At 67.3% G+C, this 22902-nt stretch carries 19 protein-coding genes; 9 read left to right on the forward strand and 10 right to left on the reverse strand.

The window, feature by feature from the left end; translation table 11 throughout:
- Positions 1 to 71 precede the first annotated feature (71 nt).
- From E3O22_RS15935 to E3O22_RS10905, 3 genes are all read left to right on the forward strand, one after another.
- Entirely contained in the window at positions 72 to 215 is a 144-nt protein-coding gene (locus tag E3O22_RS15935; RefSeq protein WP_166784630.1) for a hypothetical protein, read from the forward strand.
- 153 nt (positions 216 to 368) lie between these two features.
- The gene (locus E3O22_RS16040) at positions 369 to 1286 is read left to right on the forward strand and encodes a hypothetical protein (RefSeq protein ID WP_174722060.1); all 918 of its coding nucleotides are present in this window, start codon (positions 369 to 371) and stop codon (positions 1284 to 1286) included.
- A gap of 216 nt (positions 1287 to 1502) precedes the next feature.
- Positions 1503 to 3431 carry a DUF2207 domain-containing protein gene (locus tag E3O22_RS10905; RefSeq protein ID WP_166784631.1) on the forward strand — a complete coding sequence of 643 codons (1929 nt, stop codon included), beginning with the start codon at positions 1503 to 1505 and terminating at the stop codon, positions 3429 to 3431.
- A 181-nt stretch (positions 3432 to 3612) separates the two neighbouring features.
- Here the strand turns inward: E3O22_RS10905 and E3O22_RS10910 are convergent, their stop codons facing one another.
- Entirely contained in the window at positions 3613 to 4623 is a 1011-nt protein-coding gene (locus tag E3O22_RS10910) for a diacylglycerol kinase family protein (RefSeq protein ID WP_134393545.1), read from the reverse strand.
- A gap of 426 nt (positions 4624 to 5049) precedes the next feature.
- On the opposite strand from E3O22_RS10910, the gene E3O22_RS10915 reads away from it, so the two are divergent.
- The gene (locus E3O22_RS10915; RefSeq protein WP_166784632.1) at positions 5050 to 5958 is read left to right on the forward strand and encodes an alpha/beta fold hydrolase; all 909 of its coding nucleotides are present in this window, start codon (positions 5050 to 5052) and stop codon (positions 5956 to 5958) included.
- A gap of 133 nt (positions 5959 to 6091) precedes the next feature.
- Here E3O22_RS10915 and heR read toward each other — a convergent pair whose 3' ends face one another.
- Positions 6092 to 6892 (reverse strand): heliorhodopsin HeR, encoded by an 801-nt coding sequence (heR, locus tag E3O22_RS10920; RefSeq protein WP_134393547.1) that lies wholly within the window; start codon positions 6890 to 6892, stop codon positions 6092 to 6094.
- A 66-nt stretch (positions 6893 to 6958) separates the two neighbouring features.
- On the reverse strand, positions 6959 to 7525 hold the full coding sequence (locus E3O22_RS10925) for an MOSC domain-containing protein (RefSeq protein WP_370448386.1): 567 nt from the start codon (positions 7523 to 7525) through the stop codon (positions 6959 to 6961).
- 118 nt (positions 7526 to 7643) lie between these two features.
- Between E3O22_RS10925 and E3O22_RS10930 the strand changes: the two genes are divergently transcribed.
- The gene (locus tag E3O22_RS10930) at positions 7644 to 8390 is read left to right on the forward strand and encodes an endonuclease/exonuclease/phosphatase family protein (RefSeq protein WP_134393548.1); all 747 of its coding nucleotides are present in this window, start codon (positions 7644 to 7646) and stop codon (positions 8388 to 8390) included.
- A 15-nt stretch (positions 8391 to 8405) separates the two neighbouring features.
- Here the strand turns inward: E3O22_RS10930 and E3O22_RS10935 are convergent, their stop codons facing one another.
- The 3 genes from E3O22_RS10935 to E3O22_RS10940 all read right to left on the reverse strand — a co-directional run bounded on the left by E3O22_RS10935 (position 8406) and on the right by E3O22_RS10940 (position 10220).
- Positions 8406 to 8606 carry a hypothetical protein gene (locus E3O22_RS10935; RefSeq protein ID WP_134393549.1) on the reverse strand — a complete coding sequence of 67 codons (201 nt, stop codon included), beginning with the start codon at positions 8604 to 8606 and terminating at the stop codon, positions 8406 to 8408.
- A 423-nt stretch (positions 8607 to 9029) separates the two neighbouring features.
- Complete coding sequence (locus tag E3O22_RS16565; protein ID WP_255570051.1) at positions 9030 to 9158, reverse strand: hypothetical protein; 129 nt, start codon at positions 9156 to 9158, stop codon at positions 9030 to 9032.
- A gap of 81 nt (positions 9159 to 9239) precedes the next feature.
- Positions 9240 to 10220 carry an NAD(P)H-quinone oxidoreductase gene (locus E3O22_RS10940; protein WP_134393550.1) on the reverse strand — a complete coding sequence of 327 codons (981 nt, stop codon included), beginning with the start codon at positions 10218 to 10220 and terminating at the stop codon, positions 9240 to 9242.
- A 176-nt stretch (positions 10221 to 10396) separates the two neighbouring features.
- Here E3O22_RS10940 and E3O22_RS10945 point away from each other — a divergent pair, with 176 nt between their 5' ends.
- On the forward strand, positions 10397 to 15262 hold the full coding sequence (locus E3O22_RS10945) for an NAD-glutamate dehydrogenase (RefSeq protein WP_134393551.1): 4866 nt from the start codon (positions 10397 to 10399) through the stop codon (positions 15260 to 15262).
- A 277-nt stretch (positions 15263 to 15539) separates the two neighbouring features.
- Here the strand turns inward: E3O22_RS10945 and E3O22_RS10950 are convergent, their stop codons facing one another.
- The 3 genes from E3O22_RS10950 to E3O22_RS10960 form a co-directional block, all read right to left on the reverse strand.
- Positions 15540 to 16169: an MBL fold metallo-hydrolase gene (locus E3O22_RS10950; RefSeq protein WP_134393552.1), complete on the reverse strand. Its 630-nt coding sequence runs from the start codon at positions 16167 to 16169 to the stop codon at positions 15540 to 15542.
- Entirely contained in the window at positions 16169 to 17263 is a 1095-nt protein-coding gene (locus E3O22_RS10955) for an S-(hydroxymethyl)mycothiol dehydrogenase (RefSeq protein WP_134393553.1), read from the reverse strand. The genes E3O22_RS10950 and E3O22_RS10955 overlap by 1 nt, the downstream gene beginning before the upstream one ends.
- Before the next feature lie 424 nt (positions 17264 to 17687).
- Positions 17688 to 17960 (reverse strand): hypothetical protein, encoded by a 273-nt coding sequence (locus E3O22_RS10960; protein ID WP_134393554.1) that lies wholly within the window; start codon positions 17958 to 17960, stop codon positions 17688 to 17690.
- A gap of 147 nt (positions 17961 to 18107) precedes the next feature.
- Here E3O22_RS10960 and E3O22_RS10965 point away from each other — a divergent pair, with 147 nt between their 5' ends.
- From E3O22_RS10965 to fmdA, 3 genes are read left to right on the forward strand one after another with little or no spacing between them, the layout of a single operon-like run.
- Positions 18108 to 18761 carry an AmiS/UreI family transporter gene (locus tag E3O22_RS10965; RefSeq protein ID WP_134393555.1) on the forward strand — a complete coding sequence of 218 codons (654 nt, stop codon included), beginning with the start codon at positions 18108 to 18110 and terminating at the stop codon, positions 18759 to 18761.
- An 18-nt stretch (positions 18762 to 18779) separates the two neighbouring features.
- A complete protein-coding gene (locus tag E3O22_RS10970; RefSeq protein ID WP_134393556.1) occupies positions 18780 to 19070 on the forward strand; it encodes an FmdB family zinc ribbon protein in 291 nt (96 codons plus the stop codon).
- Between the two features lie 36 nt (positions 19071 to 19106).
- Positions 19107 to 20363, forward strand: a complete 1257-nt coding sequence (gene fmdA, locus E3O22_RS10975; protein ID WP_134393557.1) for a formamidase — start codon at positions 19107 to 19109, stop codon at positions 20361 to 20363.
- Between the two features lie 94 nt (positions 20364 to 20457).
- Here the strand turns inward: fmdA and E3O22_RS10980 are convergent, their stop codons facing one another.
- Positions 20458 to 22740, reverse strand: a complete 2283-nt coding sequence (locus tag E3O22_RS10980; RefSeq protein ID WP_134393558.1) for an FdhF/YdeP family oxidoreductase — start codon at positions 22738 to 22740, stop codon at positions 20458 to 20460.
- Positions 22741 to 22902: the final 162 nt, after the last annotated feature.

The following is a 22902-nucleotide window of genomic DNA, read 5'->3' on the forward strand; positions in this document are numbered from 1 at the left end:
GTCTTCTCGGTCGCCCCTGCATCGGCTCCAGCACTTCGGGCGCCATTCTCAGCGTGCTCGGTTGGCGCTGAATGTTCAACCTCGTGCTCCCGATCGCCCTCAGCAACCTGTTCGCGATGCCCGCAGCTTTCTTTATCCGACGGTCGGTGGCTGCGGCACGCCTGATCGAGGTGCACGGCCTGCCGAATCCCGTGTCAATCCCCGGCTACCCATGACCCTCGCAGTTTAAAATGAGCGTTTGTACAGAAACATGAGGCAGGATAGGAAATCTTGCCTGCGCCGTCACCCGAAAGCGCAGGCGCGAGGCTCAGTGAGCCGGCGCGCTCATGCGTGCGGGCTTGCGTAACACGGAAGTCAAGCGCACATACATGCCCGAAACACCCGAAGAAATCCGCATCCGATTCGCTGCCCAAAATAAGCGAAGCAACAGCATTCCCAGCAGCAACGGCACCACCGGTCCCGGCACGATCAAACGCCCGCACCGCATCGCTATCATCGCCACGAGTGTGCTCGCCATCACCGGCCTCGCAGTCGGCGCCGGCTTCGCCGGTCAGTCCGCCTCCGCCACCCAGGACCGCGTCTCGGCCACAACCGCACTCGCCGACAGCACCGGCCTGCACCGTGAACAGCTCGGCGCCTACAGCGCGGTCGCCAAGGCGCACGTCGACAACTCGGCCTCCATCACCCTGAACGAGGCCAACCAGGTCATCGCCGCCACCCAGGACAAGGTGGATGCCTCCAGCCTCGCCGCGGTCGCCAGCTCGCTCGCCAGCTACGAGATCCTCCCTCTCGACGAGATCACCTCGCTGACCGCCCAGACCAAGGCCGAGACCGCCGCCGTCACCGCGGCGTCGATCGAAGCCGACCGCGTCGCCGCCGAGGCTGCCGCCGCGGCCGCAGCCCAGGCCGCAGCCGAGGCAGAAGCGCAGGCCGCCGCCGAGTCCACCCGCGCCCAGTCGGTGGCGGGCGGCAACACTCCCGCCGCCGCGCGCGCCACGGCCCAGGCCATGGCCGCATCCCAGTACGGCTGGGGTGAAGACCAGTTCTCCTGCCTGAACCAGCTGTGGCAGAAGGAATCGGAGTGGAAGTACGACGCCGTGAACTCCAACGGCGGAGCCACCGGCATCCCGCAGGCGCTGCCCGGCAACAAGATGGCGACGGCCGGCAGCGACTGGGCCACCAACGCGACCACGCAGATCGCCTGGGGCCTGGGCTACATCAAGGCCTCCTCCTACGGCACCCCGTGCGCCGCCTGGTCTCACTCGCAGGCCAACAACTGGTACTGATGCCCTGATTACCCGCAGCACCAAGGCCGGTCGTCCCCTCGTGAAGGGGCCGACCGGTTTTCTCGTTGCCGGGCTCTCAGCTGTCGGTTCGCATGCACCGAAAAAACCCGTGCTGCACTAGCCTTCGAAGAGCGGATGTTGTGGGGACAGCATGGCTCGGCGCGTTCGACGCCGCATCGAGGCGCCCGGCTCCGGCAGAAACAGGGGAGCGACAGCATGCACGAGATCGCACCGACCGGACATCCGTTACGGCGCTTCGTGCAGGTCATCGCCGCGCTCGCGGTCGCGGTCGCGGCGGCGCTCGCGCTCGGGATGTCGGCCGTCGGGATGCCCCTGGCCGCGTCGGCAGACACCGGTGACTTCACATTCACCTCCTTCGAGGCCGACTACTACCTTTCCCGTGATGACGCCGGGCACTCCACCCTGCGCACGGTCGAGACGTTCGTGGCGCAGTTCCCGAACTTCGACCAGAACCGGGGCATGGTGCGCCTCCTCCCCAACGATTACAACGGGGTGCCGCTGAACACCACCGTCGAATCGGTCACCGACGCCACCGGAGCCCCCGTCAACTTCGAGACCTCTGACCAGGGCTCCGTCACCGAGGTGCCGCTCGGCACCGATGAGTTCGTGCGCGGCCAGCAGACCTACACGATCACCTACACGCAGCAGAACGTGGTGCGCGCGTTCGCCGACACCGACGACGACGAGCTCTACTGGGACACCAACGGCACCGGGTTCGACCAGTCGTTCGGCTCCGTCACCGCGCGTGTGCACGTCGACCCGAGCATCGCCGAGTTCCTCACCGGAGACACCGCCTGCTATTCCGGCGCCCAGGACGACGGCGCCCGGTGCGAGATCAGCCAGACGACGGATGCCGCAGTGCCCGGATCCACGGGCCAGCTGTTCACCTCGTCCGTGCAGGGCCTCGGTCCTCGGCAGAACCTGACCGTGGCCATCGGCTTCGCACCCGGCACCTTCGTGCCGGTGCCGGCCTCGGCCAGCGACGGTGCGAGCGATTCGGACAACGGTGGGGGAGGACCGGCGACCGGGCTGCTGTTCCTGGTGGCGGCTGTCGGCTTCCTCGGGGTCGTGCTCGCCTTCATCCGTCGCCGACTCGGCCAGCGCGACGCCCGCGGCCGAGGCACCATCATCGCCCAGTACAGCGTGCCGAAGGGTTACAACCTGCTGGAGGCGGGGGACCTTGCGAATCGGTCGAAGTCCGCTATCGCCGCAGAGCTTGTGAGCCTGGCGGTGCGCGGCACGGTGCGCATCCTCGACTACCCGGTCAGCGCCGGCGGCGGCGACTACACGCTGCAGCTGCTGACCGTGGAGGGCGTGGACGCTCAGGAGCGAAAGCTGCTGGAGACGCTGTTCCCCCGCCTGACGATCGGAGCGACGCGGGAACTGGGGGTCGCCGACAGCGCGCTCGCCGCCAAACTGAGCGCGTTCCTCCCCGCCGCGACAGCGTCGGTCATCGAGCGCGGCTGGCGGGCCAAGGTGGCCGGCCGCGGCGGCAGGTGGATCGCCATCGGAATGGCCGTCGTGCTGCTGCCAGCCCTGGCCGTCCTCGGGGCGGTGGCGCTGATCGACGGCTCCCCGAAGTTCGGCGAGGTGATGACGGTCGCCGTCATCGCCGCGCTGTTCCTCTACCTGGCCCTCTATCTCGCCCAGGGCACGGTGCAGCTCACCGATTCCGGGGCCGATCAGCGGGACTACCTCAAGGGGCTGAAGGTCTATCTGAAGCTCGCCGAGGAGGAGCGTTTCCGCATGCTGCAGAGCCCGGACGGCGCGCTGCGGGGCACGACGCCTGCCGTGCCGGGTGTCGCATCGGGGGCGCTGCCGAGCCCGGGGACGGATGCCGCCGGCGCACCCGACACCGTCGAACTGGTCAAGCTCTATGAGGAGCTGCTCCCCTTCGCGGTGCTCTGGGGCGTCGAACGGGACTGGGCGAAGGAACTCGTCGTGCTCTACGAGCACGGGGCGCCGGAGCCGGGCTGGATCGTGTCGCAGGGAGGCTTCAGCGCGAGCGGCTTCGGCGTCGCCATGAACGGTTGGGTCGCCTCGGTCCTCACCTCTGCCACGGTTCCCGTCAGCTCCAGCAGCGGCGGCGGGTACTCCGGCGGCGGCGGAGGCGGCGGCCGTTGACGGCTGTGCAGCCGTCCCGCAGCCGTCCCGCAGCCGTCCCGCAGCCGTCACTCATCCGTCGCCGGTGGTGCCGGCGCGGGTGCCGCGCCGCTGCGCTGGTGGCAGGCCACCCGCAGAGCGGCGCACGTCCCGCGCGTCGAGCAGAGTGGAACGGGGAAGGGCGACGGATGCCCCGCGCCGCCTACGCGGCGTCGCTCGGCATGCGCAGGGTGAGGCTGCCGGCATCCACCCAGGTCTTGAAGGCCACGGCGGTGCCGAACCCGTCGCCGTCGAGTTCGATCTGTTCCGGACGGTTGAGCCGCAGCACGAGCTTCGTGCCGGTGGCGTAGTTGAGCGCGTCGACATCATTGGTGCGCAGTTTGCGGCCCAATGCCGTTCGGCTGAGCACGCCGTTCTCCCACAGCACCTTCGACAGAATCTGCAGCCAGCCGCCGAAGCCCTCCGGCTTCAGGACGACCACGTCGAAGAGTCCGTCGTCGAGGGCGGCGTCGGGAATCAACTCGATGCTGGCCGGAAGCGACCCGCAGTTGCCGACCATGATGGTGTGTGCGCGCATCGACTGCTCGGGCTTCGTGTTGAGCCGGTACCGGAACCGTAGCTCGCTGCCGTCCTTGCCGACGGCGATCAGGGATTTCACGTAGGCCAGCCAGCCGGCCTTCGCCTTGAGGTCGTCGTCGGTGTTCGCGAGCATCTTGGCATCGAGGCCGAGCCCGGCCATCACCAGGTAGGCGTGCCGGTCGACTGATCGGTCTGCCCGCTCGATGTCGATCAGGCACACGTCGATCACCTTGTCCTGGCCGGCGAACGCGGCTTGCAGGGCCAGCCCGGTGTCGGCGAGGGGCAGCTGCAGGTTGCGGGCGAGCAGGTTACCGGTGCCCGACGGCAGCAGCGCCAGTGCGCACTCCGTGCCGTGTACGGCTTCGGCGACGGCGCGCACGGTGCCGTCACCGCCGGCCACGATGATCATGGTGGCTCCGGCCTCGATCGCTTTCCGGGCCGGTCCCTGCCCCGGGTCCTCCGCCGACGTCTCGAACCACAGCGTCTCCGGCCAGCCGGCGGCCGATTGCTGGGCCTCGACGGCATCCCGGAGCTCGTCGACGTCAACCTTTATGGGGTTGTAGACGACAGCGGCGAGCCGGGGTGCGCTCACGTCATCGGTCAGGTCGTCGTGGTGCAGATCCGTGCTCGTCATGTGGGGTCCGTTCGATGGTGGAAGCGGGTGCCTTCCGTAAATGGGGTCTCACACATCTAGACGGATGTCGCTGCCCATTTGTCACGCGACTCCGCAGTCGGGCGTGCCTTCCCACGCGTAGACCCGCTCCTTATGCTGGCACCACTTCGCTCGAAAATCACGTTCCTCTCGTTTGCTTCAGGATGGGAAGGCTCTCCTGAACCCCGGCCGAATCTGCCGGGACGCTTTCGAGGGTCCCGGGACGCGGGTACTGTCACCAACGGTTCTGCGCAGCCGGCCACGCCAGGGCCGATTGCTGCCGGGCCGATCGCTGCCGCACCGCTCTCCGCGGAGCCGGCTGACGGCATCCGGAACAGTCACCGAAACGAAAGGGTCAATTCAATGCCCCCCGCGACACAAACACAGAATGTCACCGATGCGCGCACCATGGCTCGGCGAACGGGCACCCTCCTCGGAGGGATGCCCTATTTGAGGTTCGGCACGGGCTCGCCGCTGGTGGCCATCCCGGACCTCACCCAGAACTTCGAACCGACGGTCGGCGTCGAGCGCATGCTCGTGACCCGGATGCTGGCCCCGGTGGCGGTCCGGCACCGCGTGCTCAGGCTGACCCCGCGCCCGGGCCTCGACCCGAACGCCAGTATGGCCGACATCGCCCGGGACTACGCCGACGCCCTGCGCCTGGAGTTTCCGGGGCCGGTCGACGTGATCGGCACGTCGACCGGCGGGAGCATCGCCCTGCAACTCGCCGCCGACCACCCCGATGTGGTGCAGCGTCTCGTCGTGGTCTGCGCGGCCTACACCCTGGGGTCGAACGGCAAGAAGGTGCATCGTCGGGTCGCTGAAGAGGTTCTTGCCGGGCGCCCGCGGCAGGCCAGCCGGGAGATGTTCAGTGTCCTCGGCAACACGCCTCCGGGTCGGCTGGCAGCCGGCATGGGCTGGATGCTCGGACCCCGCACGTTCGGCAATGCCAGCCCCGACCTGATCACCATCATTCGCGCCGAAGACGCCTTCAACCTGCGCGACCGGCTCGGCGAGATCGAAGCTCCCACCCTGCTGATCGGTGGCGACCGGCACGGTTTCTACACGCCCGAGCTGTTCCGCGTGACGGTGGCGCGCATCCCCAACGCCCGCCTCATCCTCTATCCCGGCAAGGGGCACATGGCCGCGATCTCAGATCCGCGCCTCCTGCCGGACATCCTCGAGTTCCTCGACGGCCCCGACCCGGGCGGCCGTGCTCCGGGCGCCCACTCCCCGAGTGCGCGCCCTGCGGGCACTCGTCCGTCGACACTGTGGCCGTCACCTCGCCGGTCCGTTGCCGATCCGGAACCTCGGTGAGACGACGGCTGTCGCGGGCTTCGCCCGGGACGATTACGAGATGGGGCTGCGGACCAGCATCGAGGCACGGGGGTGGTGCTCCCGCCGTATCCGGCACGAGCTCAGGCCCGAGCTGGTCGGCTGGACGACTGCCCTAGGTGAGTGCGGGGATGATCGCGCCAGAGAACACCTGCCAGGCCAGCGCGGTCTTGGCAACCAGGCTCAACGTGATGTAGGCGCGCTCGCCGCGGAGGTAGTCGCGCCAGCCGCCGACCTGACGGTACTGCAGCACCTGGTTGACGGCGAACGTGTTGAAGAACAGGAAGAGGGAAACGATGATGCCATAGACGAAGGCCGGCGGTGCGGCCTCGGTGTTCGAGCCGGGGGCGATGAAGTAGATCAGGATGACGACCCACGGCACCACGCCCACCATCGACCCGAAGATGAAGGGCAGGAACTTGCCGTTGCCGGGTGTCTCGTACTTCTCCTGCAGTGCCCCGAACATGATCATGGCGGCGTTGGCGGCGAAGATCGAGAACAGGGCCGCGATGTCGGTGATACCGGTGATCTGGGCGATCAGCCAGATCATGATTGAGGAGCTCAGGGAGTATTCGACCCAGCGGAAGTAGTTTCGGTTGGCTTTGAGCCCCGCCGCGTAGCGGGGGAAGAATTTCGGCGACGAGATCAGGAAATGGAAGAAGGCCGAGAGCGCCAGGAACGAGACGACGCCGATGCCCACGTTGACGTTGAACAGGGTCACCCGCTCGGGCGGCAGCGGCACGCCGGGAGGACCCGACAGATAGTCGGCGGTGACGGCAAAGGTGACCTGAGTGCTGAGCAGGGTGAGCACGTACGCGAAGCCCAGGGCCTGCACGAGGTGCAGTGAGCCGGCCACGATGTTGTAGACGCGGAGGCGGGAAATTTTCTGATCGGGGGTGTCGTTTTTGCGTGCCATCGGGATTCCTTCACAGGTCAGGTGAGGCCGAGACTAGCAGGGTCGCCGAGTGCCGTTACCCCCGCGTCAGACCACGCCGAGCGGCAGGTGTTTTCCGGCCGGCAGCCGCACCCGAATCGGGTCCCCGGGAGCGACGCTTCCCCCGGTGACGACGATTCCCATGATCCCCGCCTTGCGGATCACCAGACCGGCATCATCCGTGTCGATCAGCGTCTTCATCAGCCCCTTCTGGTACCCGTTGATCAGTGAGCAGGGGTTGCGCACCCCGGTGATCTCCACGACCGCGTGGGTGCCGAGTCGCAGCCGGGCACCCCGCGGAAGGCCGGACAGATCCAGCCCGCGGGTTGTGATATTCTCGCCCAGCTCGCCGGGGGAGACCTCGAAGCCGGCCCCCCGCAGCTCGTCGAAGAGCTCGGCGGGCATGAAGTGCACCTGGGTAAGGTTCGCCCTGGTCGGATCCTTCACGATCAGGTAGCGGTGCTGCGTCGTGGCTCCGGCGTGAGCGTCTCCCTCCACCCCGAATCCCGCGATCAAACGGATGTCCGGGACTGTCGGCTTGCTGAACGCGTGCCGTTCGTCTCGGCTGACCGACTCCACCGTTGCCGCCACTGTTGCCGCCGCATCCTGCATCATGCCCCGAGTCTCGCATGAGGGCCGCCGAGAATTCACCCCGCCGATATAGCATTTCTGCGTTGCAAACGTAGGCTGGGTGGGTGTTCAGCGAGTCGAGTCGAATCGAAAAAGGTCAGTCGTGAAAGTCATCAGCTATAACCTCCGCAAGAATCGTGCCAGTGGAGAGCTCATCGCCCTGGCCGAGAACTACGATCCCGACGTCCTGTGCCTGCAGGAATGCGACACCCTCGAGCTCCCCGAGGAGATCGGTCTCCTGCACCTCGCCGACTCCACTGTGCGCAACCGACTCGGCCTGGCGATCTACTATCGCAAGGACCGGTTCACCAACGAGCACACCCAGACCTTTGCGCTCAAGAAGTCACTGCACGACCGCGTGCTGACCCCCGCGCATGAGCGCCTGATCGGCACCCGACTGACCGACCTCGTCGCCCACCGCGAAATCGTCGTCGCTTCGTTCCACGCCGCGCCGCTCACCGCGCTCAACTCCCTGCGGCGCAACCAGATCCGCACCGCGCACGAAGAACTGCACGTGCTCGGGCCGGGCCTGCCGACCCTGATGGTGGGCGACTACAACTACCCGATCTTCAAGGGGCGCCTCGGCGACCACATCACTCAGTCCGGCTACGACCTCACCCTGAGCGACACCCGCACGTACACGCGCTACAAGTTCTTCCGTGGGCATTTCGACCTGGCAACCTCCATCGGACTGACCATCGACAGTGTCGAGACGCTGCCCCTCGGCACCTCCGACCACCTGCCCATCCTGGTCACCTCCACCTACAGCGACGAGCCGGTGAACGCCACGAATGTGCCGGCCAGCCTCGCCGAGACCGAACGCGCTCCGGGCGGCGAATTCGCGATCTAAGGGGCGGGGCCTCGTTTACCGGGTGTCGCCGCGCGTCCAGAGCAGGTGGGCACGCACCGACAGGGATCCGCCGATCAGGAGGGCCACGCCCGCCATCCAGAGCAGGACGGTGAGGAACGCGTTGGCCGTCACGGCGTTGAGAATGATCAGGGCCACCCCGAAGGCACTGAAACTGAACCCGGCGACGGCGCAGGTGGTGAAGGACCAGTTCTTCATGCGGGTGGTTCCAATCGGGTGGGGATTCGCCAGCGTTCACGGTAGCAGGCCCGCGGGGCGCTCACCGTGCCTCGCCTGCCCAGGACGAGTGAGTCCGAATCGGTTGATTGCATCGCTCCCGGATTGGCAGAGCTGACTGCACCGCGCGGACGCTGTTCAGCACGGGCGAGCGCCGGGTTCGGCGTCGAACCAATTCGACGGAGATTTTGGGTGAAATCGCCTTCCAGAGTGGGTTTAGGGCAGATTTCGGCAGAATCTCCGTCGAATTCGTTCGGGACGGATGGCTGGTCGACCTCGTGTCGCCGGAGGTCGCCGACAGAGTGGAAGCCGACCAACGTGGAGCAGCTCTGGATCCACGGCGGCATCCTCACTCGGTGTCGAAGCTGGCCGTGGCCTGCCGCTGGCTCTCGGTGTGCCAGTTTCTCAGGTGATGCCGGCCCGCCGGCGCGACTCCGCGTGCTCGCCCATGCGCGCGCTCGACTCCCTGGTGAACTGCTTCCAGGCGTCGAGCTTGCCGGGCAGGATCGGCACGAACAGACTGATGCTGTCCATGACTCATCCTCCCTTAGATCTTTTTTCCAGCGCATGTTTCAGTCCCGAGTTTCGAGTCCCGAGTCCCGAGTCCCGACGGGCTCAATCACCGACCAGCAGAATCTTGCCCACGTGAACGGATGCCTCCAGCCGCCGGTGTGCCTCGGCGGCCTTCTCAAACGGAAAAATGCTGTCGATCACCGGGCGGAAGCGGCCGGATTCGAGCCAGGGCCAGACATCCGTCCTGAGGGCCTGCATGATGGCCGCCTTCTCCTCGAACGGGCGGGAGCGAAGGGTGGTACCCCAGTACCGGCCGCGCTTCTGCATCAGATGGAACGGATTGAAGTCGGCGTTCTCGCCGCTCTGGTTGGCGATCACCATGATGCGGCCGTCGACCGCCAGTGCCGCCACGTTGCGGGCCGCGTAGGAGCCGCCGATGATGTCGAGGATCACGTCGGCGCCGCGCCCCTCTGTGGCGGTCTGGATTTCGGTGGGGAAATCCTGCTCGCGGTAGTTGATCAGGATTTCCGCGCCCAGGCTGCGGCACACCGCCAGCTTCTCGGCTGAGCCGGCCGTCACGGCCACCCGCGCGCCGGCGAGCACGCCCAGCTGGATCGCGGTGGTGCCGATGCCGCTGGTGCCGCCGTGCACGAGCAGCGTCTCCCCGGCGGCCAGCCCCGCGCTCAGGAACACGTTCGACCACACGGTGGCCAGCGCCTCCGGCAGGCCCGCCGCCTCGACGAGGTCCATGGAGTCGGGCACGGTCAGGGCCAGGTCCTCGTGCACCACGGCCTCGGTGGCGTAGCCGCCGCCGGCCAGCAGGGCACACACCCGGTCGCCGACCGCGAACCGCTTTGCCCCGGCGCCGACTTCACTGACGACTCCGGACACCTCCAGGCCGGGCCACTGCGGCGCCCCGGCCGGCGACGGGTAGCTGCCCAGCCGCTGCGCGACATCCGCTCGGTTCACGCCGGCCGCGGCGACCCGAATCCGGATGTCGCAGGGCCCGACGGGCAGGTCGTCCACGGTGGTGAGGGTGAGGGCATCGGGGCCGCCGGGGGTGTCTACGATGATCGCGCGCATCGGGTCAGCCTACGCGCGTGCACTTTGCGACGGATCCACCACTGCGCGGTGGTTCGGTCTGTGGAACCCGGCCACCGAATCTACGATGGTAGACAGGGGCGTGGCCGTAGCATGCCGTGGTTCGTACGCACGTGATCCGCAATGACGCGGAGATTTTCTGATGGAGGCTTATTTCAATGACGTCTGAGTCCACCCGCACCGGGAAATCACCGGCAGACAGCACACTGGACGCTTTCCTGGGCGACTACTACGAGCACCTGGCCGGGGAAGACCGGCAGAACTCCGATGGGGGAACCCTCCGCGAGCGGGCCGTCCAGCATCGTCAGGTCGCCCAGAGCCGCACCCCCGGCACCCCGAACATCGAGATCCGGAACGAAGCCGGCCGCAGCATCGTCTACATCGTCACCGACGACATGCCATTCCTGGTCGACTCGGTCACCGCCGAGCTGGTGCGCCAGCACTCGGCCATCCACCTCGAGGTGCACCCGCTCCTCGTCGTGACCCGCGACCGGAACACCAACGAGCTCCTCGGCGTCACCCGCGTGCACGGCGGCGACGGCGCCCGGCCCGGTGACGTCGACGAGACCGTCACCCAGGTCGAGTCGTGGATCGCGATCGAGATCGAAACCGCCAACGACGAGGCGCGGGCTGCTCTGGTCGCCGGGCTGGCCACGGTCCTCGGCGACGTTCGCGCCGCCAACGAGGACTGGCAGGCCATGCGAACGAAGGCCGTGGAGATCGCCGACGCGCTCGGTGATGTCGCCCACGCCGAGGGCATCCAGGAGATCAAGCAGGCGCAGGAACTGCTGCGCTGGCTCGACCGCGACAACTTCACCTTCCTCGGCTACCGGGAGTACGACCTGGAGACCGTCGACGGAGAGGACGTGCTGAGCATCCGTGACCGCAGCGGCCTGGGGCTGCTGCGCTCCACCGAAGACGGCCACCAGATTCAGCACCTGACGGATGCCGGCCGGCTCAAAGCGCGCGAGCGCAGCGCCCTGGTGATCACCAAGGCGAACTCGCGTTCCAGCGTCCACCGCCCGGCCTACTTCGATTACATCGGGATCAAGACTTTCGATGCGGACGGCAACGTGCGGGGGGAGCAACGCTTCATCGGCCTGTTCGCCGCCACGGCGTATACGAGCTCGGTGCGGGACGTGCCGATCCTGCGCGAAAAGGTCGACGCCGTGATGGACCAGGCCGGGTTCCCACCAGGGTCGCACAGCGGCAAGGAACTCCTCGGCATCCTGGAAACCTACCCCCGCGATGAGCTGTTCCAGATCGACGTGCCCACCCTGTTCACCACCACGCTGGCCATCCAACGTCTGCAGGAGCGGCGGCGCACCCGGCTTTTCCTCCGCCCGGATGTCTACGGCCGGTTCATGACCGCGCTGGTCTACTTCCCCCGCGACCGGTACACCACCGCCGTGCGGCTGCGGATCGAGAAGGAGCTGCGGGACACCTTCCACGCCGAGTCCGTCGACTTCGAGGCCCGAATGACCGAGTCCGCGCTGGCCCGGCTGTTCTTCCGCATCCGGTTGCAGAAGAACGACACGGTCGGTGTCGTCGACGCCGTCGCACTGGAGCACCGGCTGGTGATGGCGGTGCGGTCCTGGCCCGAGGGGATCGGCGAGAAACTGCGCGCGAGTCACCCGCTGGACGAGGCGGAGCGCCTCTCCGAACTCTGGTCGGAGGCGTTCCCCGCCAGCTACCGGGTGGATTACGAGCTCGAGGAGGCCGTGCAGGACATCGGGCGATTCGAGGCCGGCGCCGCGGCGGCCGCCGAGGCGGAGGCCGCCGGGACCGGGCCGATCCGGCCGGCGCTGAACGTGTATCTTCCGACCGGCACGGGCGCCGGTGACACGGTCATCGACGCCGACGACGGGAGCACCGCGGGACGCGGCGTCACGGTGGAGGATGCCCGGATCAAGCTCTACATGATGGAGCCCAAGAGCCTGAGCCAGATCCTGCCGTTCCTGCAGAACCTCGGCATCGAGGTGCTCGACGAGGTGCCCTTCGAGATCGAGACCGCCGACGGCCGCGCGTTCTACCTCTATGACCTGGGCTTGAGCTACCCCGAGGGCGTGGACCCGGTTGCGACCGGCGCACTCCTCGCCGACTCCTTCGGCGCCGCCGTCAGCGGGGCCATCGAGTCGGACGGCCTCGACCGACTCGTGCTGCGGGAGGGCATGCCCTGGCACCGGGTCGTCATCCTGCGCAGCTACGCCAAGTACCTGCGCCAGGCCGGAAACACCAACTCCTACGGCTTCATCGCCGATACCCTGCTGGCCAATCCGGCCGTCACCCGAGGGCTGGTGGCGCTCTTCGAGGCGCGGTTCGATCCGGACCTGGCCGAGCCGGAGCGCATCCGTCGCAGCCAGCAGGTCAAGGATGAGCTGACGGTGGCCATGGAAGCGGTCACCACGCTCGACGCCGACCGGGTGCTGCGCACCCTGATCAACCTGATCGAGTCCTCGCTGCGCACGAACTTCTTCCAGGACAAGCCCTACCTGAGCATCAAACTCGACCCGACCTCGATCGAGCTGTTGCCGTTTCCGCGACCGAAGTACGAGATCTGGGTGTACTCCCCTCAGGTGGAGGGTGTCCACCTCCGCTTCGGCAAGGTGGCCCGCGGCGGGCTGCGCTGGTCGGACCGGCGGGAGGACTTCCGCACGGAGGTGCTCGGCCTGGTCAAAGCGCAGACGGTCAAGAACGCGGTGATCGTGCCGACCGGCGCCAAGGGCGGTTTCTTCGCCAAGCAGCTGCCCGATCCGGCGCTGGACCGCGCGGCCTGGATGGCCGAGGGCATCGAGAGCTACAAGACCTTCATCCGGGGGCTGCTCGACCTCACCGACAACTTGGTGACCACGGCGGACGGGGAGCAGCTCGTGCCCCCCGCCCGGGTGGTGCGCCACGACGACGACGATTCCTACCTGGTCGTCGCGGCCGACAAGGGCACGGCCACCTTCTCCGACATCGCCAACGGCCTCGCCGCCGAATACGGTTTCTGGATGGGCGACGCCTTCGCCTCCGGCGGCTCGGTCGGCTACGACCACAAGGCCATGGGCATCACCGCCCGCGGTGCATGGGAGTCGGTCAAGCGCCACTTCAGCGAACTGGGCGTCGACACGCAGGCCGAGGACTTCACGGTCGTCGGCGTGGGCGACATGTCCGGCGACGTCTTCGGCAACGGCATGCTGCTCTCGGAGCACATCCGTCTGCTGGCGGCCTTCGACCACCGACACATTTTTTTGGACCCGACTCCGGATGCCGCGCGCTCCTTCCAGGAACGAGCGCGCCTCTTCGCCCTGCCGCGGTCGTCGTGGGCGGACTACGACACCAGCCTGATCAGTGCCGGCGGCGGGGTCTTCCCGCGCCAGGCCAAGGTGGTGCCGATCTCCGCCGAGGTGCGCGCCGCACTCGGGCTGCCGGACGGGACGGTGCGGCTGAGCCCGCCGGAACTGCTCCGCGCCATCCTGACCGCCCCGGCCGACCTGCTCTACAACGGTGGCATCGGCACCTATGTGAAGGCCAGCGGCGAGACGGCCGCGCAGGTCGGCGACAAAGCGAACGACGCCATCCGGGTCGACGGCCGGGATCTGCGGGTCAAGGTCGTCGGCGAGGGCGGCAACCTCGGGATGACCCAGCTCGGGCGCATCGAGGCGGCCCTCACCGGCGTGATCCTGAACACCGACGCGATCGACAACTCCGCCGGGGTGGACTGCTCCGACCACGAGGTCAACATCAAGATCTTCGTCGACCGGATGGTGGCCGCCGGCAAGCTGGCCGAGTCGGAGCGGTCGGAGTTCCTCGCCTCCATGTCCGACGAGGTGGCGCGGCTGGTGCTGGAAGACAACGTCGACCAGAACATTCTGCTGCTCAACGACCGGGCGAAGGTGACCACCTGGAGCCCCAGCTACGAACGGCTGATGGACTGGCAGGAGGCCTCGGGCGACCTCAAGCGCGAGCTGGAGGCGCTGCCCACCACGGCGACGCTGCGGGAGCGCCTCGAAACGGGCCAGGGCCTGACCTCACCCGAGCTGTCCGTGCTGGCCGCCTACGCCAAGATCGATCTGGCGACCACGCTGCGGGACAGCGACCTGCCCGACGACCCCTGGTTCGGCCGAACCCTGCGCCGGTACTTTCCGGTGCAGCTGTCCGAGCGCTTCGACGCCGAGCTCGACACGCATCCGCTGCGCCGCGAGATCATCGCCACCGTCGTCGCGAACGACATGATCAACCTCGGCGGCGTGACCTTCGCCTTCCGGGCCATGGAGGAGACCTCGGCGAACCAGGCCACGGTCGCGAAGGCGTTCGTCGCGCTGCGGGAGATCTTCGAAATCGACGTGCTCGTCGCCGAGGTCAACGCCCTGCCGTCGTCGTTCCCGACCAAGCACTGGACGTCGATCCACCTGGACATCCGTCGCCTGCTCGACCGGGCCGTGCGCTGGCAGGTCAACCAGGGGGCGTCGCGACCGGTGGGCGAGGTGGTGGCCCAGTACAAACCGCAGATGGACCTGATGCGGGCCCACCTGGAGGATTACCTCAAGGGCGGCGACCTCAAACGCGTGCAGTCCCTGCTGGAGACCGCCCAGGAGTGGGGCGTTCCGGAGAACCTCGGTCGCCGGTGGGCAGAACTCTTCGAGGCCTTCGCCCTGCTGGACGTGGCGCAGATCTCCGCCCAGGTCGATGAGCCTCTGGCCGACGTCGCCGGCGTCTACTACACGGTCTACGATCGATTCCGGGTGGACAACCTGCTGGAGCGCATCACCGTGCTGCCGCGCAAGGACCGCTGGCAGGCCCTGGCCCGCGCCGCCCTCCGCGACGACCTGTACTCGACGGTCGCCGATATGACGCGGGCGGTGCTGAAGGAAACGCATGCCGGCCACGCCGACGCCCGACTGCTTGCCTGGGAGGCGCTCAACGCTGAACAGCTGGGACGGGCTCGCAGCGTGTTCGAGGAGGTCAACGCCCTCGGTCAGGACGACATGGCGTCCCTGTCCGTTGTTGTGCGGCTACTGCGCTCGATCGTGCGCCGCTGACCTGCCGGCTGCGGGCATCCGTCGCAACGCGCTGCGCGCTGCTCGCTCGCTGCCACCCACTACTACTGCCCGCTGCCACCGCCCGTTTGGGGCTAACTCAGGAGAATGGTGAGCCTGATGAGTGTGGGCCGGCATCGGCCGCGGAATCACGAGGCGGTTGCCGGCCGGGCGCGGGGATCTCCTGAGTTAGCCACAATCCGTGCTGCCAAAAACGGATTCTGACCGCATCGGCGGCGCCGCTCGCCGGATGTCCCGGGCGGTCTTTCCGGGTCACGACCTAGTGGCCGCGGGCGATCCATTCATCCAGATGCCCGGCCTCGGCGCCGATTGTCGTCGACTCGCCATGGCCGGTGAGCACGACGGTGCTCGCCGGGAGCATCAGCAGCTTGCCCTTGATCGAGGCGAGGATCGTGGGGAAGTCGCTGAACGACCGGCCGGTCGCGCCGGGTCCGCCGTGGAACAGCGTGTCGCCGCTGAAGACAGTGCCGAGCGCGGGCGCATAGAAGCAGACGGCGCCGGGGGTGTGCCCGGGCGTGTGCAGCACCTCGAGTTCAATACCGGCCACCCGGATGCGCTGGCCGTTCTCGAGCGGACGGCTCGGCGGGGCATCCGGGTAGACCCGGTCCCACAGCATCATGTCGTCGGGGTGGAGGTAGGTCGGCGCGGTGTGCGCGGCCTGCACCCCGGCGACGGCACCGATGTGGTCGTCGTGCGCGTGCGTGCAGAGGATGCCCACCAGCTTGCGGTCGCCGACCGCGGCGAGGATGGCGTCGACGTCGTGGGCCGCGTCGACCACGACGCACTCGTCGTCGTCGCCGATGATCCAGACGTTGTTGTCCACGTCCCAGGTGCCGCCGTCGAGGCTGAAGCTGCCTGAGGTGACGAGGTGTTCGATCCGCGCCGTCATCAGAGCACGACCACGGAGCGCAGCACGTCGCCGCGGGCCATCTTCGCGAAGGCCTCCTCGATGTGTCCGATTCCGATTCGTTCACTGACGAACTCGTCCAGCGGCAAGCGGCCCTGCAGGTAGAGGTCGGTCAGCATCGGGAAGTCGCGCTCCGGCAGACAGTCGCCGTACCAGGACGACTTCAGAGCACCGCCCCGGCCGAACACGTCGAGCAGCGGGATCTCCAGCATCATCTCGGGGGTTGGCACGCCCACCAGCACGACGGTGCCGGCCAGGTCGCGGGCGTAGAACGCCTGCCGCCAGGTCTCGGGACGCCCGACGGCGTCGATCACGACATCCGCACCGAAACCGCCGGTCAGTGCCTGCACGGCCGCGACCACGCCGTCCTCGTCGAGGCCGGCTGAGTCGATGGTGTGGGTGGCGCCCAGCGTCTGGGCGGTCACGAGCTTCTTCGCGTCGCGGTCGATCGCGATGACGACGGATGCCCCGGCGAGCCGGGCCCCGACGACCGCCGCGTTGCCCACGCCGCCGCATCCGATCACGGCGACCGAGTCGCCCCAGGTCACGTTGCCCGTGTTCATGGCGGCCCCGATGCCGGCCATGATGCCGCAGCCGAGCAGTCCGACGACCGCAGGGTCGGCGGCAGGGTCGACCCTGGTGCACTGCTTCTCGTGCACGAGGGTCTTCTCGGCGAATGCGCCGATGCCGAGAGCGGGGCTGAGCTCGGTGCCGTCGGTGAGGGTCATCCTCTGGGTGGCGTTGAAGGTGTTGAAGCAGTACCAGGGCTCGGCGCGCTTGCAGGCGCGGCAGTCGCCGCAGACGGCGCGCCAGTTCAGCACGACGAAGTCGCCCACGGCGACGTGGGTTACGCCCTCGCCGACGACGCTGACCCGGCCGGCGGCCTCGTGGCCGAGCAGGAATGGGAACTCGTCGTTGATTCCGCCCTCACGGTAGTGCACGTCGGTGTGGCAGACGCCGCAGGTCTCGATTTCGACGACGACCTCACCGGGAGCGGGGTCGGGGATGACGATGTCGACAAGCTCCACCGGCGCGCCCTTCGATCGAGCGATGACGCCTTTAACGGTGATCGACATGGGACTCCTCTGGGTTGGTGCCCGGACAGGCGGTGGTGGAACCCAACCACACTACCTAAACTCCCTGCCCCGCCCTGTCTCACCAACTCGACGGAGAGTGTGGCAGAGAGAACCCGTTTCGGTCCGAAACAGGCTCGTAGAGACAAAATCGCAGTCAAATTCGTTAGGGGTTCACGGTGCGGATGTCGCGCGCGGAGCCACGCAACCGGCCGAGGCGCGACCGGTTAAGCGAACTCCTGGCAGTGATCGCACCACCAGTCGCCGCCGACCGGCGCCATCGGGTCGTAGCAGGAAGCGCAGGTCGGTGTGGGGAGCACTTTGTCGTCGTTCATTCGGAGTTCAGTTTCGATTCTGCAAACGGGTTCCCCAGCCCAGAGAAGGGCATTCGCAAGCTTCCAGTGCAGGCAGACCGCAACCCGGATGTCTAGGAAAATTGATAATTCTGACTACGAACTTTCAAGTATCGCATTGGATGCGCTCGGCGCGGCAGCACTCGCTCCGGCACCGGATCGGTGCTGTGACACCCCCGCTCGGGACACCTGACGTCGGCCGGGTTCTGGACCCGGTCTGCGTTCCGGCCGGCACGCACCACCATCGGCCGGCTGCCGACGGTGCCGACGGTGCCGACGGTGCCGACGATCGCCGCGACAGCCGTGAACTTCGTGGTCCTGCTGTCCATGTCGGTGTCGTTTCTCACCGGGCGGGGGCTCAGTCTGGTCTTCATCTGCCTCCGTTGACACCCCCCGGGGGCCCGGTCTACCGTGACTGGTGTTCGAGCGCGGTCTCCGCCAACCGAGCGGTTGTGACGAGTCTTGCGACTGCTCCTGAGCACGGGAGTTCTCTGATGGGCGCAGTGGGTTTGCTGTACGTGGGGGCCGTTCTCTTCATCAACGGCCTGATGCTGGTGGGGGTGATTCCAGGCAAGTCGGCCGGAATCCTCAACTTCTTCGTCGGCGGGATGCAGGTGATCTTCCCGACGCTGATCATCCTGGGAGCCGACGGCGACCTGTCCACCATTTTCGGGGCGTCCGGGCTCTACCTCTTCGGCTTCACGTACCTCTATGTAGCGATTCTGCAGTTCACGGGCATCAGTGGGGAGGGCCTCGGCTGGTTCTCGCTGTTCGTGGTTTTCTGCGCCACGGTCATCGGCATTCTTCAGTTCACCCTGCTGGAGGACCCCGTTTTCGGTGTCATCTGGCTCATCTGGGCGGTGCTCTGGTTCCTTTTCTTCCTCGTGCTGGGCCTCGGCAGGGGGTCTCTGACCCGCACGACCGGCTGGTTCACCATCTTCATCAGCCACATGACCGGAACGATCCCCGCGTTCCTGCTGCTGCTCGGTGAATACGACACCAACACGGGCTATGCGCTGATCGTGGCGCTCGCCGCCGCGCTGTCACTGGGGGTGGCGTGGGTGCTGGGGCACGGCCCCGTCCCCACGCGGCAATCGACCGAACCCGCGGCGTCGACCCGGCCCGCGGCGTCGACCCGGCCCGCCTGAGAAGGGAACGCAACCTCCATGCCCATCTACGAGTTCCTGTGCGCCGACTGCTTGAGCTTTGAGCTGATTCTTCCGATGGGCACGGCGCCGGATGTCGTGGCCTGCCCGACCTGTCGGGGCGACGCCCGGCGCCGGATCACCGCCCCGCATATCTCCCGGACGGCTTCGTCGGCGTTCGCGCTGATCGACGCGGCCAGTCGCAGCGCACACGAACCGGCCGTCGTCGATTCGAAGAAGCCCGGGGTGCGCACGGGCCAGACCCCGCGCTACACGTCCAATCCGCTTCATCAGAAACTGCCGCGGCCCTAAGCAGTCCGGTCCGGCTCGACCAGTACAGGAGACGACATGCCCAAGAAAATATTTCCCCTGGATTCCAGCAAGAAATTCGAGGACCAGGAGCTCGTCGGCCACAACCGATGGCACCCGGAGATTCCTCCCGTGGCCACAGTCAAGCCGGGAGAATCGTTCCGGGTCGACTGCCGGGAGTGGTTCGACGGTGCGATCGTCAATGACGACTCGGCCGACGACATCCTGAACGCACCGCTGATGACGGTGCACAAGCTCAGTGGACCTTTCGCTGTCGCGGGTGCTCAGCCGGGAGACCTGCTCATCGTTGACATCCTCGATGTCGGCCCGATCCCGCAGGAGGATGCCGGACCCCTCGCCGGGCAGGGCTGGGGCTATACCGGCATCTTCGCCAAGAACAATGGCGGCGGTTTCCTGGTCGACCAGTTTCCGGATGCCTACAAGGCCATCTGGGACTTCACCGGCCAGACCGCGACCTCCCGCCACGTACCCGACGTCTCCTTCACCGGCCTGATCCACCCGGGTCTGATGGGCACTGCGCCGTCGGCCGAGCTGCTCGCGAAGTGGAACAAACGCGAGGGTGACCTGATCAAGACGAACCCCAACCGGGTTCCGCCACTGGCGCTGCCGCCCGAGCCTCAGTTCGCGGTGCTCGGCAGCCTCGCCGCATCCGAGTTCGACCGGGTGGCCGGCGAAGCGGCTCGCACCGCCCCGCCCCGTGAGAACGGCGGCAACCAGGACATCAAGAACATGTCCAAGGGCACCCGCATCTTCTACCCGGTGTTCGTCGACGGAGCCAACCTGTCTCTCGGCGACCTGCACTTCTCCCAGGGTGACGGTGAGATCACGTTCTGCGGCGCCATCGAGATGGGCGGGTTCATCGACCTGCGGGTGGACCTCATCAAGGGCGGGATGGACACCTACGGCGTGAGTGAGAACGCGATCTTCATGCCCGGTAACGTCGACCCTCGGTACAGCGAGTGGCTGGCGTTCTCGGGGACCTCGGTGACCCTCGACGGAGAGCAGCGCTACCTGGATTCGCACCTGTCCTACCAGCGGGCCTGCCTGCACGCGATCGACTATTTGGTGAAGTTCGGCTACAGCCCGGAGCAGGCGTACATCATCCTCGGCGCCGCACCGATCGAGGGCCGGCTGTCGGGAGTGGTGGACATCCCGAACTCCTGCTCCACCGTCTACATCCCCACGGCGATCTTCGACTTCGACGTGCGGCCCTCCGCCGCCGGGCCGCACCAGATCGATCCAGGCATCGGCGCACCAAGGTCGAACAACAAGTGAGGGTGAGCTAGCAGCACGACACTACCCATACACGGGGCGCCCGGTCCAGCGGATCGGGCGCCCCGCTTTCGTTCTGGTCAGGGTGTGTATCTGGTCAGCGCGAGGGTTCCAGTCGCACCAGCACCGCCTTGGAGACGGGGGTGTTGCTGCCCTCCGCGGTGGAATCCAGGGGCACCAGCACGTTGGCCTCGGGGAAGTAGGCGGCGGCGCAGCCGCGGGCGCTCGGGTAGGCGACGAGCCGGAGCCGCCGCAGCACACGGTCGACGTTGTCGCTGAACTCGCTGTGCACATCGACGAGCATGCCGCTGATCAGACCCAGCTCCGCGACATCCTCCGGGTTGACGAAGATGACCTGGCGGCCGTTCTTGATGCCCCGGTAGCGGTCGTTGGGGCTGTAGATCGTGGTGTTGAACTGGTCGTGCGAGCGCAGCGTCTGCAGGAGCAGACGCCCCGGCGGCCGTTCGAGGGGCTCGAGTTCGTTGACCGTAAGCAGGGCCTTGCCGCTGGGGGTCGGGAACGTGCGCAGGTCGCGCGGAGCATGGGGGAGGGAGAAACCTTCCTGCTGGCGGATGCGCTGGTTGAAGTCGGCGAAGCCGGGAATGACGTGCGAGATGTGGTCACGGATGATGTCGTAGTCGCTCTCGAAACCGGCCCAGTCGATCGAGGCGGTGCCGTCCAGGGCGGCCCGGGCGAGGCGCGACACGATGGCCACCTCGGAAAGCAGCTGATCCGACACCGGTGGGAGCAGGCCGGTGGACGAGTGCACCGCGGAGACCGTGTCCTCAACCGACACGAACTGCGGGCCGGTGGCCTGCAGGTCGATTTCGGTGCGGCCCAGGGTCGGCAGGATCAGCGCCTGCTCGCCGACCACCGCGTGGGACCGGTTCAGTTTGGTGGAGATCTGCACGCTCAGCGCCGTCTTCTGCATTGCGGCCTCGGCGACGACGGTGTCGGAGATCGCGCCGACCAGGTTGCCGCCCAGGGCGATCCAGACCTTGACCAGGCCGCCCTGCATGGCGCGAATGGAGTTCACGCTGTCCAGGCCGTCCACGCGGGGCGGGTCGAACCCGAATTCTCGTTCCAGGGCATCCAGGAACACCGGTGGCATCTTCTCCCAGATGCCCATGGTGCGGTCGCCCTGCACATTGCTGTGCCCACGGATCGGGGACGCGCCCGCGCCGGGCTTGCCGATGTTGCCGCGCAACAGGAGCAGATTGATGATCTCCCGGATGGTCGGCACGGCCTTCTTGTGCTGGGTGATGCCCATCGCCCAAGTGATGATGACCCGTTCCGCCCGCAGATACCGGTCGGCCAGCTCGTCGATCTCGGCCGCGCGCAACCCCGTGGCCGCCAGGACCGCATCGTCATCCTGGTGGGCGAGGTGCTCGCGCAACTCCTCCAGCCCGACACAGCTCTCACGCAGGAACTCATGGTCGAGCACGGTTCCGGGCCGGGCGGCCTCGGCGTCGAGCACCCGGCGGGAGAGGGCCTGCATGAGGGCCATGTCGCCGCCGAGCCGGATCTGCAGGTACTGGTCGGCCATCACGGTTCCGGCCCCGACGACGCCCCGCACCCGCTGCGGGTTCTTATAGCGCATCAGCCCGGCCTCCACGAGCGGGTTGATGGCGACGATGGCGGCGCCCGCCTCCTTCGCCTCTTCCAGCGCCGTGAGCATCCGCGGATGGTTGCTACCCGGGTTCTGTCCCATGATGATGATCAGGTCCGCACGGGCGAAGTCGGCGTAGGTGACGGTGCTCTTGCCGATCCCGACGGTCTCCGCCATCGCGTGGCTGGTCGACTCGTGGCACATGTTCGAGCAGTCCGGCAGGTTGTTCGTGCCGAACGCGCGCACGAACAGTTGATAGAGAAAGGCAGCCTCGTTCGACGTGCGGCCGCTCGTATAGAAGGCCGCCTGGTCGGGCGAGTCCAGCCCGCGGAGGGTCTCGCCGATCAGGTTGAACGCATCGTCCCAGGTGATCGGCCGGTAGTGCTCGGACCCGGCCGGCTTATGCACCGGCTGCACGAGGCGGCCCTGCATGCCGAGCCAGTACTCCGACTTCGTGAGCAACTCGCTGATCGGGTTCTGGGCCCAGAACTCGGCGGGAACCGTGACCGGGGTTGCCTCCCAGGTCACCGCCTTGGCGCCGTTCTCGCAGAATTCGAATATCTTGCGCCGATCGGGATCCGGCCAGGCGCAGCTCATGCAGTCGAAGCCGTCTCGCTGGTTCATCGCGGTCAGTGCCTTCAGGCTGCGGGGCACACCCATCTGCCGGAAAGCCGGCCCCATCGCATGGGTGACGCCGGGCACCCCCGCCGCCCACTCCCGGGGTGTGCCGACCTTGATCTTGTCCTCGTCGATATCGTCAATGCTGCTCATACATCGGTAGTAGCATCCCTTGCCGGGAGCGGCAAGGCATGTGCGACGCGCCCTCAGTCCGAAATGGGTCCAACGATTCCCCCCATCGGTCACTACGAGGTCAGAAATGACCGTACCGTTGATATGTGGTCTTCGAGCATCGGACTTGAAGAGTGTGGGGGC

This window comes from Cryobacterium sp. TMT2-18-2 (genome assembly GCF_004402245.1).
Classification (GTDB): Bacteria; Actinomycetota; Actinomycetes; order Actinomycetales; family Microbacteriaceae; genus Cryobacterium; species Cryobacterium sandaracinum.